The following is a 14,127-nucleotide window of genomic DNA, read 5'->3' as shown; positions in this document are numbered from 1 at the left end:
TATGCGATTTGTGTGCGAATTCCGGGCTTTGATTTGGGTAATCGCTCAGATTAGGCGGAAAAATCCACCGATATCGCTAAATTCGCTTGAATGGTGACCGAATTTTGTGCCCTTATGTGGGGGAATTTGGGATTTCGGAGGTAATCTTGAAAAAACGGGCGCCCCATACGCATCGAGAGCTTGAGTTGCTGGATGTTCTCAGGCGGCTTGGTGGTACTGCGCGAAATACCGATCTGGCCAAGGCGCTAGACGTCTCTGAGGAGACCGTGCGCCGCACGATTAAGTCTCTGTCGAAATCAGGGGCGATTGAGCGGGTCCATGGCGGTGCGTATCTGGCTGGAACTCAGGGCGACCCCAGTTTTTTCAAGCGAATTTCACAACATTCCGACGAAAAGCGCCTGATCGCGATTCAAGTCGCACAGGAGGTCAGGGATGGAATGACCGTGTTTCTTGATGTTGGCTCGACAACTGCATTTGTGGCTGAAGAATTGCGGGCAAAAAGCAACCTGACGGTTGTCAGCAATTCTATCGGAGTTGTGCAGACCCTTGTTGGGGTAAACGGCAACCGTGTTCATCTTTTGGGCGGTGAAATGCAAAGCGACGAGCGCGGCTCGTTCGGATTTGTCACGCAACGGCAGATGCAGCGATACGCCTTCGATCTGGCAATTCTGAGCGCCGATGCGATTTCTCCCAAAAAAGGCTTTCTATACCTGAGTTCGGCCGAGGCGGATCTGAGTGCAGTTGTCGTGGACAATGCTGATCAGGTCATGATGGCATCCGCTCATTTTAAGTTCGGTGAAACAGCGCCTTATCGTGGGCCTGATCCGCGGAAAGTGCATGTTCTGGTGACGGATGAACTGCCAAGGGGAGCCATGGCAACCGCATTCAAGGAATGGGGCGTAAAGGTTATTGACGCGAGTGGAGCTGAGCGGAATGCTGAATAAGAACGATTACGCAAAGCACGCGGTCAAGATCGCCGAAATAGCATCTCAAGCGGCCCGGGGGTATTTTCGCGGTCGGCTCGGGGTCGAGTTCAAATCGGATGAAAGCCCGGTCACGCAGGCCGACAAGGGTGTCGAAGCCGAAGTGCGTGCCTATCTGCAGCACCATTTTCCGGATCATGGTATTTTCGGGGAAGAACAGGGGTTTGAAGGGCGAGATTGCCGCGAGGTCTGGATCATAGATCCGATCGACGGCACCCGCTCTTTCCTGTCGGGACATCCGCTATTCGGATTTCTGCTTGGACATCTTGTCGACGGGTCCCCACAGCTGGGTGTCATAGGGATGCCGGCGCTGAACGAAGTGTTTGTGGGTGTTCCGGGCCAGTACGCCACTCTGAATGGTGAGGCCATTTCGACCTCGCGCCAAACGCGTCTAGACCAGTCTATTCTTTTCGTTAACGAAGGGGACAAGATTCACCGGGATTACCCGGATTTGTTCGGAAAGCTGATGCAGACCGGCCAGACGCGCCGGTTTGCCTATGACTGCTACCCGCATGCTTTGCTGGCTGCTGGTTACGTGGATGCTGTGATCGATTACGACCTGCAGCCTTACGACTATCTGCCGGTTGCGGCGGTGGTCGAAGCAGCGGGCGGGGTCATGACGGACTGGGATGGAAATTCACTGGGGCTGAAATCCGACGGCCGGGTGATCTCGGCCGCGACACCTCAGCTTCATGCTGAAATGCTTGAACTTGTGAACGGTTAGACGAATGGCGGTTGTCAGCTTTCTCATACAGCTTGCAGGCGCAACGATGTTGCTTCTGTTTGCCGTGCGTATGGTGCGCACGGGGATTGAGCGCAGCTATGGGGCCTCATTCCAGCGATTGATGACGAGACAGCGCAATTATGTGCAGGCATCGCTGGCAGGCCTGATCATGGCAGTTGTCCTGCAAAGCTCGGCCGCTGTTGCGTTGCTAACGTCTGGATTTGCCGCAAGCGGTCTGTTGGCGTTCCCCGCTGGTCTGGCCATTGTTCTTGGTGGTGATCTTGGCTCTGCTTTGATCATTCAGGTGCTGTCGTTCAGGCTGGATTGGCTGGTTCCTTTGCTGCTGGCGGTTGGCGGCTACCTGTTTGTAAAGACTGACGCAAAGCGGGCGAGGCAAACCGGACGTATCCTGATGGGCATTGCCTTTATCCTGATCTCGCTGCGCTTATTGCGCGAGGCAATGGACCCGATCCGCGATAGCGCCTTTCTACCAGCCATGGCAGACTATCTTGCACGCGATTACGTGACCGCCTTTATCGTCGGTGCTGTGCTTGCTTTTGTCATGCATTCCTCGGTTGCGGCCATTCTTATGTGCGTAACGTTGGTCCAGATCGGGGCCATCCCGTTTGCTGCTGGCCTTTCCCTTGTACTGGGCGCGAACTTTGGTTCGGCCTTCATCCCGGTGTGGCTGAGCCGGGGCATGGACGTGCGCGCGCGACGTATCCCGATTACCAATCTGGTGATGCGTGGCAGTTGGGCGGTGTTCTGTTTGTTTGCGGTCAATCTGGCCTTGCGAAGCGGTCAGTTGGGTGCGCCTGAGGGTGGTCAGATGCTTGTGAATGCACATCTGGCATTCAATGCCTCTCTGTTGCTTCTGGCATTACCGTTTTGTGGCCGGGTGCAACATTTGATTGAGCGCCTTATGCCCGAACCAAAATCCGAGTCCACACCTGCTGAGCGCGGGCGCCCGGCGAGTGCATTGGACCTGAGCAACATCGGCAGCCCCAGTCAGGCCTTATCCAGCCTTAAACGTGAATTGCTGCGCATGTGCGATCTTGTCGAAACGATGTTTCGGCCATCTCTTGAGCTTTATCGCGGGGCGAGCAAGGACCAGATTCGCGCGGTGCAGGCTGTTGACGAAGATGTAAACGCCTGCCTTTCGGGCATCCGGGCCTTTGTTGCCGCCATTCCGACCGACGAATTTGGCAAACAGAACGCCAAATCCGCCCGCGACCTGATGGAGTATGCAATCCGCTTGGAAACCGCGGGCGATGTCGTGGCCAAGCGCCTCGCGACGCTGGCGGATGACATGCGAAAGAAGGGGGCCGCATTCTCGAAAGAAGGGTGGGCCGAGCTTGAGCGGATGCACGAAGATATCCTGGCCAACCTAAAGCTGGCGACCAATGTCCTTATCTCCGACGATCTGGAAAGCGCCCGTTTGTTGAGTCTGGAAAAGAGCGAGATCAAGCGCGCCGAGCGCGACAGTCGCAAGCGTCACCTCAGACGACTGCAGCATGGCAGCACCGAAAGCTTTGAGACCAGCGATATACATCTGGAAACATTGCGCGCGTTTCGCGAGTTCAACAGCCATATATCCGCGGTGGCATATCCGATCCTCTATCGTCACGGGCAGTTGCTGGAAACACGACTGATCGAAGAGATGCCCAATATGGCCGACCGGGCCTCGGATGAGGTGGAGCAATGAGCAATCCGGTCGAGGTTCTGAACGAATGCGGCAAGGGCAGGGTCGTTTTGCTGTGCGAACATGCAAGCTGTCACATTCCGCCTGAATACGATGGTTTGGGACTGGCTGAAGCAGATCGGCAAAGCCACGCTGCATGGGACCCGGGGGCGCGACCTTTGACGCTGTTGCTGTCAAAGGCGTTAGATGCCCCGGTTGTCGCATCGACTGTTTCGCGGCTGGTTTACGACTGCAACCGCCCGCCCGAAGCGGCAAGTGCCATGCCTAAAAAGTCGGAACTGATCGAGGTTCCGGGAAACAAAGGCTTGTCGCCGCAGGATCGATCAGAGCGCACAAAATCGGTTTATGAGCCGTTTTGCCGTGCGGTATCCGACGTGCTTGACGCGCGCGGTCCGGAAACGATTGTCGTAACGGTTCATTCCTTTACGCCGGTTTATTACGGGCGGCCGCGCGCGGTGGAACTGGGCCTGCTTCACGATGAAGATACCCGCCTTGTGGACGCAATGCTGGACCATGTGGACCGCATTCCGCATCGCAGGACAGAGCGCAATGAACCTTACGGGCCTGCCGATGGTGTTACGCATTCCCTTCGTTTGCATGCGCTAAGCCGGGGTTTGCCGAATGTAATGATTGAGGTGCGCAACGATCTGTTGCGCTCCGAGGAACAAATTTCCGCCATGGCGGACGAGATACTGGCGCTGCTGCAACCGGCGCTGAACGACATCGCGATCAGGGAGGATGACTCGTGAGCGGAACTCTCAACTTTGATGATCTCAAGGCGCAGGTCGCTGCCGGAGAGGTGGATACTGTACTGGTCTGTATGGTGGACATGCAGGGGCGGCTGATGGGCAAGCGCTTTCATGCGGGTCACTTTGTGGCCAGTGCGTGGGAAGAGACGCATTGCTGCAACTATCTGCTGGCGACGGATCTTGAGATGGGGACGCCGGATGGCTATGCCTCGACCAGTTGGGAGCGGGGCTATGGCGACTATGTCATGAAGCCCGATCTGAGCACCTTGCGCCCTGTGCCGTGGCTGGAAGGCACGGCGATGGTGATGTGCGATGTGCTGGATCACCACACGCACGAGGAAGTACCGCATGCGCCGCGCTCGATCCTGAAAAAGCAGGTCAACCGCCTGAAGGCCATGGGCTATGAGGCGATGTGCGCGACCGAGCTGGAGTTTTTCCTTTTTGAAAAGAGCTTTGATGCGCTCCGCAAGGAAGGGTTCCGCGATCTGGAGCCGATCTCGGGCTATAACGAGGATTACCATATCCTGCAGACCACCAAGGAAGAGCATGTGATGCGGCCGATCCGCAATCATCTGTGGGATGCGGGCATTCCGGTCGAGAATACCAAGGGCGAGGCCGAGACCGGGCAGGAAGAGCTGAACATCAAATACGCGCCAGCGATGGACACAGCCGAATATCATTCGATTGCCAAGAACGCAGTGAAAGAGATTGCCTGGCAACACGGCCATGCGGCGACCTTCCTGCCGAAATGGCATCATGACAAGGTGGGCAGTTCGTCCCATGTGCACCAATCGCTCTGGTCCGATGGCAAGCCTGCGTTTTATGAGGCGGACGATGAACTGGGCATGTCGGCACTGATGAAAAGCTACATGGCCGGGTTGCTGAAATACGCCGCCGATTACACCTATTTCATGGCGCCCTACATCAACAGCTACAAGCGCTTCATGAAGGGCACTTTTGCGCCGACGCGGATCATCTGGTCGGTCGATAATCGTACCGCCGGGTTCCGCCTGTGCGGCGATGGAACCAAGGCCGTTCGGGTTGAATGCCGTATTCCCGGCTCGGACATGAACCCCTATCTGGCGATGGCCGGGATGCTGGCCGCCGGGATTGCTGGCATCGAAGAGGGGCTGGAGTTGCAACCGCCCACCAAAGGAGACGTCTATCAGGGCGACACCGGCATGATCCCGGGCAATCTGCGCGCGGCGCGGGATGCTTTGCACGGGTCAGAGATGCTGAGGGCGGCCATGGGGGATGAGGTGGTCGAACACTATGCCCGTGCGGCCGAAGTCGAGATCGAAGAGTTCGATCGTGTAGTGACTGACTGGGAAATTGCCCGCGGGTTCGAGCGGGCGTGAGCCAACAGGTTCGGGCGCTGTGCGCCCGGATGCCTTCGGCGAGAGTATTTGGGAAAAGATGAAGCAGGGGGCCCTGCTTTCTTTCGAGATGGAGTGGATATGGGGCAGATGTTGAAATGTGTCTCGCCGGTTGATGGATCGGTTTTTGCTGAACGTGAGGTGCTGTCACGGGATGCGGCGTTTGAGGTTGCGGGCCGGGCGCGGGCGGCGCAGGCGGGCTGGGCGGCGCGGCCGCTGCAGGAGCGTATTGATCTGGTGATGGCGGGTGTCGCCGCTGTTGGCGCGATGAATGACGAGATCGTGCCCGAATTGGCGCATATGATGGGGCGTCCGGTTCGTTATGGCGGCGAGTTCGGCGGATTTAATGAGCGTGCCAGCCATATGGCCGAGATTGCTGAAACCTCTCTGGCCGATATCGTGGTGGGCGAGGACGAGACGTTCAAGCGCTACATCAAACGTATTCCGCATGGGGTGGTATTTGTGGTGGCGCCGTGGAACTACCCCTATATGACGGCGATCAACACCGTCGCACCAGCACTGATCGCGGGCAATGCGGTGATCCTGAAACACGCCACGCAGACCCTGCTGGTGGGTGAGCGCATGGCGCAGGCTTTCCACGGGGCAGGTGTGCCCGAGGATGTGTTCCAGAACGTGTTCCTGAGCCATGACGTGACCAATGATCTGATCGCAGGCAAAGCGTTCGACTTCGTGAACTTCACCGGATCGGTCGGTGGCGGTCAGGCGATGGAGCGCGCGGCGGCGGGCACATTCACCGGCGTTGGCACCGAACTGGGTGGCAAAGATCCCGGCTATGTCATGGAAGATGCCGATCTGGAGGCCGCCGTCGATACGCTGATCGACGGGGCGATGTTCAACTCGGGTCAATGCTGCTGCGGGATCGAACGGATCTACGTGCATGAAAGCCTCTACGATGACTTCGTCGCCAAAGCGGTAGAGATCGTGAAAGGGTATAAGCTGGGCAATCCGCTGGAGGCGGAGACGACGATTGGCCCGATGGCCAATGTACGCTTTGCCGATGAGGTGCGGTCGCAGATTGCCGAGGCGGTCGCGGCCGGTGCTGTGGCCCATATCGACACCTTCCCCGAAGATGACGGCGGCGCCTACCTGACGCCGCAGATCCTGACCAACGTGACCCACGATATGCGGGTTATGCGCGATGAGAGCTTTGGGCCGGTCGTGGGCATCATGAAAGTGTCCTCTGATGATGAGGCCATCGCGCTGATGAATGACAGCGAATTTGGTCTGACCGCGTCACTGTGGACCCGCGACGTAGATCGCGCGGCCCGGGTGGGTGATCAGGTCGAGACCGGCACGGTGTTCATGAACCGGGCCGATTATCTGGATCCCGGTCTGTGCTGGACCGGCTGCAAGAACACCGGGCGCGGCGGGGGCCTGTCCGTGATCGGCTATCACAACCTGACCCGCCCCAAATCCTACCATCTGAAGAAGGTGACATCATGAGCCTTGTTGGAAATTGGTCCTATCCGACCGCAATCAAGTTCGGCGCAGGCCGCATCAAGGAACTGCCCGAGGCCTGCGCGGCGGCCGGGATGAAACGTCCTCTGCTGGTCACCGACAAGGGGCTGGCCGATCTGCCGATAACCACGGCGACGCTGGATATCATGGAGGCGGCCGGTTTGGGCCGGGGCCTGTTTGCGGATGTGGACCCGAACCCCAATGAAAAGAATCTCGATGCCGGTGTCGCTGCATACAATGCAGGCGGCCATGATGGGGTGATTGCATTCGGCGGCGGCTCGGGGCTGGATCTGGGCAAGATGGTTGCCTTCATGGCGGGGCAGACGCGCCCCGTCTGGGATTTTGAAGACATTGGGGACTGGTGGACCCGTGCCGATGCCGATGCCATCGCGCCGATCATCGCGGTTCCGACCACTGCGGGGACGGGCTCGGAAGTGGGGCGTGCCAGCGTCATCACCAATTCAGAGACCCATGTGAAAAAGATCATCTTTCACCCCAAAGTCCTGCCGACGGTGGTGATCTGCGATCCGGAACTGACGGTCGGTATGCCCCAATTCATTACTGCGGGGACGGGTCTGGATGCCTTCGCGCATTGTGTCGAAGCGTTCTCAAGCCCGCATTATCACCCGATGAGCCAAGGCATCGCCTTGGAAGGCATGCGACTGGTCAAGGAATACCTGCCGCGCGCTTATGCCGATGGCACTGATATAGAAGCCCGCGCCCAGATGATGAGCGCTGCGGCCATGGGCGCCACCGCGTTCCAAAAGGGGCTGGGCGCGATTCACGCCATGAGCCACCCGATCGGGGCCGTCTTTAACACGCATCACGGAACCACTAACGCGGTATGCATGCCCGCAGTACTTGAGTTCAATTCACCGGTTATCGCTGACCGATTTGACACGGCAGCGGCATATCTGGGGATAACCGGCGGCTTCGATGGGTTTCGAACCTTTGTTCAAGAGCTTAACGACTCGCTCGGAATTCCGCGCCGCCTGTCCGAGTTGGGCGTGACAGAGGCGTCAATTCCCGAACTGGTCGAAGGTGCGATCATTGATCCGTCCTGTGGCGGCAACCCGATCGAACTGACCAAAGACAACCTGACTGGCCTGTTCAAAGCAGCGCTGTAATGGTTTGACCAAAAACCGAAATCTGTAAGACCGGCCCAACAGACGGGCCGGATCTTGCTAGCGGATAAGGTGGTTCCGTGACTCTGTTTGTCGTCGTCATAATCCTGTCTGCGGCGCTGTTGCATGCCGTCTGGAATGCAATCGTGAAAACTGCGGGCGATCGCACAACGACATTGGGTCTGGTGGCTTTCGGCCACGTCATTCCCGCAGGCGTCATGGTGGCGCTGTTGCCTTTGCCAAGCGCTGAGAGCTTTCCATACATCCTCATCTCGACGGTGGTGCATTTCGGCTATTATTTCATGCTGGGCAAGGCGTACCAGCACGGTGATCTGAGCGTTGTCTATCCTATTGCCCGCGGCATCGTGCCTGCTCTGGTGTCTTTGTGGGCGATGCTTCTCGTTGGAGAGGTTCTTCCCCTGCAGGCATGGGCTGGTATCGCGCTGATCGCAGTGGGCATTCAGTTAAGCAGCTGGCGCGCCCTGCGGCATGGGATCGGGCGGGCGGCGCTGGGGTTTGCGCTGGGTACCGGGTTTTGCATATCGATTTATTCGGTTGTGGACGGTATCGGCGTGCGTTTGTCCGGCAATACCCTAAGTTATTGGGCTTGGGGCGCTTTTTTACACATTTTCATTGCGGGGTTCGTAGCTATCCGCAAACGCACAACACTGAGGGAACTCCCGGTTAGGACCTGGCTTGTGGGCATTCTGGGCGGGCTTGTTTCAATGACTGCGTATGGCCTTGTTCTGTATGCCAAGAATTTTGCGCCGCTTGGTGCAGTATCTGCCCTGCGTGAAACGTCGGTAATATTTGCTGCGCTGATCGGGTTTGTCTTTTTGCACGAAGGCAACTGGTTACGCAGGCTTGGTGCGGCGTTTCTGATGGCCGGTGGTGTGGCCCTGATCGGATTGGCTGTATAGGCCGCAAATACTCAGGGAGTACCGGGCAGCAGGGGCCACGTTGGTTTGCAACGCCCGGGCACATTCCGATCCGGTCTACAGTGTTGAATGAGTCAAAAAAGTTTCATGCGCTCGGCGTATTCATCGCCTGGTTGTTGCGCGAACTGACGTCGCGTTGGCGGCAAAAAGAAGCAAATGAATCCAGAGTTTTGACGCGTTTTATTAAATTTCTTGCGAGAGGCGTTCGAAAAGTTTCAAATCAAGGAGGCAATATGCAAAGCTAAGTGTATGAGCACGCGCGACGTTTGCCCGAGGCCAGTTTAAAGCTGCTTCCAGAGTTAGCTGTCGAAACTGGACCTACTGAATGTCGAAACTGTCACTTTGGTGGAGGAGGGGAAGTCGCAAAAGTCGTGTTTGTGTAGTTATACAATACAAAAAATCAAACAACCAACTTGGGAGATCAAATCAATGACTAAGAGATCAACAGTATCGCGCCGTTCGGTGCTGAAAGGGGCCGGTGCTGCGGCACTGGCGGCACCGCTCTACTCGAAAAGCGCGCTAGCATCTTCGGGTGAAGTGAACATCCTGATGTGGTCCGACTATCTGCCGCCTTCGTTCATTCAGGAGTTCGAGACCCTGACCGGTATCAAGGTCAACTATACCGGCATCGGTTCGAACGAAGAAATCATCAACAAGATGAAGGCCACCAAGGGTCAGGGCTTTGACATCGTTTCACCGACCAACAACCGCTCGCTTCAATGGGAGCCGCTGGAACTGCTGCAGCCGTTCGACCTGAGCAAGGTGAACATCGACGCCGTGAACCCGGCGATGGCCAAGATCGGCACGGACGCCTGGAACTTTGGCGACAGCGGCGCACATTGGCTGCCCCATATCTGGGGGACTGAAGGTATCGCATATCGCACCGACCTGTGGCTGCCCGAAGGCGACGCGCCGTCCTACGGCGACGTCTGGTCAGAGGAAAACGCAGGTAAAACAATGGGTCGCGCGCATTCGATGATGCTTGGTGCGGGTCTGTTCATGGAGCGCTCGGGCGAGATGGAGCCGGGCTCTGTCTGGGCTGCGTACAATGACGAAGACACCATGCGCAAAGTCTGGGGTCAGATCGCTGATTGGTGCATCGCGCGCAAGGATCGTATCAAGCTGATCTGGAACGACGCCGATACCCAAAAGAACGGCCTGCTGAACGAAGGCGTCGTTGTTGGTCAGACCTGGGATGGCCCGCCTCTGGCCCTGAAAACGGCAGGTGAGCCGGTTCACTATCAGGCACCGATCGAAGGTGCGATGGCATGGGTCGACGGTATGTCGATGCCGGTCGGTGCGACCAATGTCGAACAGGTCTATGCCTTTATCGAGTTCGCCTATCAGGCGAAACCGGCTGGCGTAGCTATCGACAGCCATGGCTACAACTCACCAGTTCTTGGTGCGGATGGCTATTCCGGCGATGTTTACAAAAAGAACTTTGCCGAAGCCTATCCGGGCGACTCGCTTGCCAACTTGAACCCGTGGCCGGCCGAAGCGCCGTGGTACGCCGAAACCCGGACCGAGTTCGTCAACAAGTTCAAGAGCGCTTGATCGCTTTGAACATGGGTTCCCTGCGTACGCGCAGGGGGCCCTCTTTGTATGCGGGAAACGCATACGCAACTAACAACAAGGCGCGGCAATGACCTGCGTCACAGGGAGAAGCCAAAGATGAGTGCTGGGGTCGGCGTTGATCTGGAAAACCTTTGGATCCGGTTCGGAGATTTCGTCGCGGTGCGCGACGCGAATGTGAATATCAATGGGGGCGATTTCTTTTCGTTTCTCGGGCCCTCGGGCTGCGGCAAGACCACTATTCTGCGCGCAGTTTCCGGGTTCCTTGAGCCGAGCGAAGGCAACGTTCTGATTGGCGGCAACAATATGAAGGGGATCGGGCCCAACAAACGCCCGACCGCGCTGATCTTTCAGAACCTGGCATTGTTCCCACTGATGAAGGTCTGGGAAAACATCACTTTCTCAATGGAGATCAAAGGGGCCAGCAGTGCCGAGCGCCGAAAGCGTGGCGATGAGCTGCTGGAGATGATCGCGTTGCCGGGGCAGGGTGACAAGCTGCCTAGCGAGTTGTCAGGCGGTCAGCGTCAGCGTGTCGCCATCGCCCGCGCCTTGTGCGCCGAGCCGGATGTGTTGCTGTTGGATGAACCGCTGTCTGCGCTGGACCTCAAGCTGCGCCAGCATATGCGGACCGAACTACGCGAAATCCAGCAGCGGGTGGGGATCACGTTCATCTACATCACTCACGATCAGGGTGAGGCGCTGACGATGTCCGATAACATCGCGGTCATGAAGGCCGGGGTTATTGACCAGATTGCGGATGGCAAGACGATCTATAATGACCCCACGACTGCCTTTGCAGCCTCATTTGTTGGCGAAAACAACGTGTTCCGCGGAAAAATTAAACGAGTAATGGGCGAGGAGGCGTTGATTTCAACCAATCGTTCCGGCGATCTGGTTGCGCGCATTTCAACCGCCAATCAGGGCAAGATGAAAGAAGGCGATGACGCCATGATGTTCATCCGCCCCGAGGCGTTTGCCCTTGCACCGGACGGAGCCAGCGGAGATCACTTTGTGACCGCTCGCGTGAACCACGAAGAGTTCGAAGGCAACGTCTTTAACATCTTCACGGAAGGCGAAGGGGGAAAAGAGATCAAGGTTTCGATCCCAAACCTCGGTCAGTCTTTCGAAGATCACACAGGCCGGAACATCACCCTGGAATACGAGACCCGCAATGCGGTTTTGGTTCCGGCTGGTGAGCTGGCCGCTGAATAAGGGGGCCAGACAATGCCGGGCTTCCTCAAGGAATTCTTTAACCGCAACGGCACAGGCATGGGAATTGCGATCCTGGGTCTGGTCCTGTTCTGGACCATTGGCCTGATCATCCTGCCTCAGCTGTCGATGCTCGACTTCTCATTCCGTCCGAACCTGCCGCCGCCGGAAATTGGTGGGCCAAAGGACGTCTATACACTGGAGAACTACAAGTACCTGGTCTTTGGCCCCGAAGGCGGCAGTCAGGACTACAACACCGTTGATCTCAGGATCTTTTTCCGCACACTTGTCGCTGCGGTTTGCGTCACGATCTTCAACCTGATCATTTGCTATCCGATTGCTTATTACCTTGGGCAAAGTAAAGGCAATCACATCCGCATTTTTGCGATCATGCTGATCATCCCCTACTGGATCAACGAGATTCTGCGGGCCTTTGCATTGCGCATCATCTTTGGCGAAACGGGCGTGCTGAACACCTTATTGGTGGGTTCGGGCATCTTCGATACGCCGTTCGACTTTATCCGCAACGATATCGCGCTCTATGCCGGTCTGGGCTACGCGTATATCCTGCTGATGATCTTTCCGATGTATAATGTGATCGAAAGCCTTGATGGCAATCAGATCGAGGCAGCGCGCGATCTGGGCGCGCCTTGGTGGCGGATTCACTGGCGCGTGGTCATTCCATATGCCAAGCCGGGTATCAGCTCCGGGTGCACGATGGTCTTTATGCTCAGCGCCGGTGCGCTGGCTGCGCCACAGATTTTGGGCGGACCGTCATCGTTGTGGTTCACTCAGTTGATCTATCAGCAATTCAACGACAATAACGACTGGCCGCAGGGCGCCGCCTACGCGATCGTGTTGCTTGTGACCTGTATCCTGTTCGTTCTGGCCGCGATGCGTCTGTTTAAGGTCAACATGGGGGATATCGGGAAATGAACAATTCCTTCCTCCGTGTAAGTATCTGGGTCTATCTGACGATTTTCTTCCTGTACCTGTTGGGTCCGCTGGTGATCATGTCGGTCACGGCATTCAACTCGTCCGAGTTCCCACGGATGACGCCATGGGAATGTCTGACGTTCCAATGGTTCGGTGAGTTGTTTCAGGATCAGCGTATCCTGAATGGCATCAAGAACTCGCTGATCATCGGGATCGGTACAGTGGTCTTGTCGGTCGCGATGGGGCTGGCCGGGGCGCTGATGTTGACGCAGATCTGGCCCAAGCTAAGGGCGACCTACTATACGATCATCATCGCCCCGATCCTGATCCCTGGCGTGGTTCTGGGTATCTCGACACTGGTGTTCTGGGACCGGATCAACCGGATGCTGGGGCTGGGGGCGGACAGCTTTCTGTCGAACGGGATATTCCTGACGGTGATTGGTCAGTCCACCTTTATCGCCAGCTATTGCATGCTGGTGCTGGTGGCCCGTCTGCAGCGTTATGACGTCGCTCTGACCGAAGCTGCGCTGGACCTTGGCGCGACCCACGCACAGGCGTTCCGCAAGATCCTGCTGCCGTTCATGCGTCCTGCGATTGCTTCGGCAGCGGTGCTGGCGTTCCTTGCGTCCTTTGAAAACTACAACACCACCACTTTCACCTTTGGTGAGTACCCGACGCTGACGATCGAACTGGCGCAGAAAGTGCGCTATGGGATCACCCCGGCGATTTCGGCACTGGCCTTCATCATTGTCGTGTTGACGGTGTTCTTTGCACTTTTGAACGAGGCAAAGATCAAGCGTCAGGAGCTGGTGGCGGCGGCAAGGCGTAAAGCCACGGTCGAAGAACTGGCGGGTAAGATCAAACTGCCCAGTTTCTTTGCCGGGAATGTTGCTGCTGTTCTTTTGGTGGTCTTTGCGATCGCCACGGTGACAGTCGTTGGTACGGCGACTGCCTATAATCCGGGGCAGTGTATTGCCAATGTGAAAGAGGAGAAGCGTCTGGAAGCCGCCGAACGCATTCAGGAACTACGCCGTGAGCGCGAGGAGCGCAGGCAGCGTCGTTTTGAAGGTGTGTTTGAACCTGACGACCTGACGCCCGGAACCGAAGAAAAGGATACCCCATCCGATGCAGGTACCAACAATTCGGGCTTTGGTAATGTCTTTGCTCCGAACACTCTGAGCGGAGACGAGGAAGAAGACGACTCCGGCGCCAATGAACAACCGTCAAACAACAGCGGTTTTGGCAACGTATTCGCGCCGAACAGTCTGCAAAAAGACGACGAATAGGCCGTCTTTTTTAAAAGAAAGAAAAAGCCCCGGGCCGGTTGGCTCGGGG

The 14,127-nt window shown here is 57.0% G+C and carries 12 protein-coding genes; all 12 read left to right on the top strand.

The annotated features are described in order from the left end of the window. Positions 1-146 precede the first annotated feature (146 nt). The 12 genes from ACR0NW_RS02315 to ACR0NW_RS02260 all read left to right on the top strand — a co-directional run bounded on the left by ACR0NW_RS02315 (position 147) and on the right by ACR0NW_RS02260 (position 14,078). Positions 147-944, top strand: a complete 798-nt coding sequence (locus tag ACR0NW_RS02315; RefSeq protein WP_480449064.1) for a DeoR/GlpR family DNA-binding transcription regulator — start codon at positions 147-149, stop codon at positions 942-944. Further along, a complete protein-coding gene (locus ACR0NW_RS02310) occupies positions 934-1,707 on the top strand; it encodes an inositol monophosphatase family protein (protein WP_480449065.1) in 774 nt (257 codons plus the stop codon). The genes ACR0NW_RS02315 and ACR0NW_RS02310 overlap by 11 nt, the downstream gene beginning before the upstream one ends. Positions 1,708-1,711: 4 nt before the next feature. Then, the gene (locus ACR0NW_RS02305) at positions 1,712-3,412 is read left to right on the top strand and encodes a Na/Pi cotransporter family protein (RefSeq protein WP_480449066.1); all 1,701 of its coding nucleotides are present in this window, start codon (positions 1,712-1,714) and stop codon (positions 3,410-3,412) included. Then, positions 3,409-4,158 carry an N-formylglutamate amidohydrolase gene (locus tag ACR0NW_RS02300; protein ID WP_480449067.1) on the top strand — a complete coding sequence of 250 codons (750 nt, stop codon included), beginning with the start codon at positions 3,409-3,411 and terminating at the stop codon, positions 4,156-4,158. The genes ACR0NW_RS02305 and ACR0NW_RS02300 overlap by 4 nt, the downstream gene beginning before the upstream one ends. Then, positions 4,155-5,516 carry a glutamine synthetase family protein gene (locus tag ACR0NW_RS02295; protein WP_480449068.1) on the top strand — a complete coding sequence of 454 codons (1,362 nt, stop codon included), beginning with the start codon at positions 4,155-4,157 and terminating at the stop codon, positions 5,514-5,516. Before ACR0NW_RS02300 ends, ACR0NW_RS02295 begins: the two co-directional genes overlap by 4 nt. A gap of 99 nt (positions 5,517-5,615) precedes the next feature. After that, positions 5,616-6,998: an aldehyde dehydrogenase family protein gene (locus ACR0NW_RS02290; RefSeq protein WP_480449070.1), complete on the top strand. Its 1,383-nt coding sequence runs from the start codon at positions 5,616-5,618 to the stop codon at positions 6,996-6,998. After that, a complete protein-coding gene (locus tag ACR0NW_RS02285) occupies positions 6,995-8,140 on the top strand; it encodes an iron-containing alcohol dehydrogenase (RefSeq protein WP_480449071.1) in 1,146 nt (381 codons plus the stop codon). Before ACR0NW_RS02290 ends, ACR0NW_RS02285 begins: the two co-directional genes overlap by 4 nt. Positions 8,141-8,217: 77 nt before the next feature. Further along, positions 8,218-9,057: an EamA family transporter gene (locus ACR0NW_RS02280; protein WP_480449072.1), complete on the top strand. Its 840-nt coding sequence runs from the start codon at positions 8,218-8,220 to the stop codon at positions 9,055-9,057. Positions 9,058-9,504: 447 nt separating this feature from the next. After that, entirely contained in the window at positions 9,505-10,629 is a 1,125-nt protein-coding gene (locus ACR0NW_RS02275) for an extracellular solute-binding protein (protein WP_480449073.1), read from the top strand. Positions 10,630-10,746: 117 nt separating this feature from the next. Beyond that, complete coding sequence (locus ACR0NW_RS02270) at positions 10,747-11,859, top strand: ABC transporter ATP-binding protein (protein ID WP_170650561.1); 1,113 nt, start codon at positions 10,747-10,749, stop codon at positions 11,857-11,859. A 12-nt stretch (positions 11,860-11,871) separates the two neighbouring features. Then, entirely contained in the window at positions 11,872-12,792 is a 921-nt protein-coding gene (locus tag ACR0NW_RS02265) for an ABC transporter permease (protein WP_480449075.1), read from the top strand. Beyond that, a complete protein-coding gene (locus ACR0NW_RS02260) occupies positions 12,789-14,078 on the top strand; it encodes an ABC transporter permease (protein ID WP_480449076.1) in 1,290 nt (429 codons plus the stop codon). Before ACR0NW_RS02265 ends, ACR0NW_RS02260 begins: the two co-directional genes overlap by 4 nt. The last annotated feature ends 49 nt before the right edge of the window (positions 14,079-14,127 follow it).

The organism is Ruegeria sp. CF5 (assembly GCF_056537325.1).
This window is presented reverse-complemented; position numbering and strand designations above follow the sequence as displayed.

Coding starts and splice junctions, on each gene's coding strand:
- ACR0NW_RS02310 (WP_480449065.1), top strand. CDS start 934: ATGCTGAATAAGAACGATTACGCAAAGCACGCGGTCAAGATCGCCGAA.
- ACR0NW_RS02305 (WP_480449066.1), top strand. CDS start 1,712: ATGGCGGTTGTCAGCTTTCTCATACAGCTTGCAGGCGCAACGATGTTG.
- ACR0NW_RS02300 (WP_480449067.1), top strand. CDS start 3,409: ATGAGCAATCCGGTCGAGGTTCTGAACGAATGCGGCAAGGGCAGGGTC.
- ACR0NW_RS02290 (WP_480449070.1), top strand. CDS start 5,616: ATGGGGCAGATGTTGAAATGTGTCTCGCCGGTTGATGGATCGGTTTTT.
- ACR0NW_RS02285 (WP_480449071.1), top strand. CDS start 6,995: ATGAGCCTTGTTGGAAATTGGTCCTATCCGACCGCAATCAAGTTCGGC.
- ACR0NW_RS02275 (WP_480449073.1), top strand. CDS start 9,505: ATGACTAAGAGATCAACAGTATCGCGCCGTTCGGTGCTGAAAGGGGCC.
- ACR0NW_RS02270 (WP_170650561.1), top strand. CDS start 10,747: ATGAGTGCTGGGGTCGGCGTTGATCTGGAAAACCTTTGGATCCGGTTC.
- ACR0NW_RS02265 (WP_480449075.1), top strand. CDS start 11,872: ATGCCGGGCTTCCTCAAGGAATTCTTTAACCGCAACGGCACAGGCATG.
- ACR0NW_RS02260 (WP_480449076.1), top strand. CDS start 12,789: ATGAACAATTCCTTCCTCCGTGTAAGTATCTGGGTCTATCTGACGATT.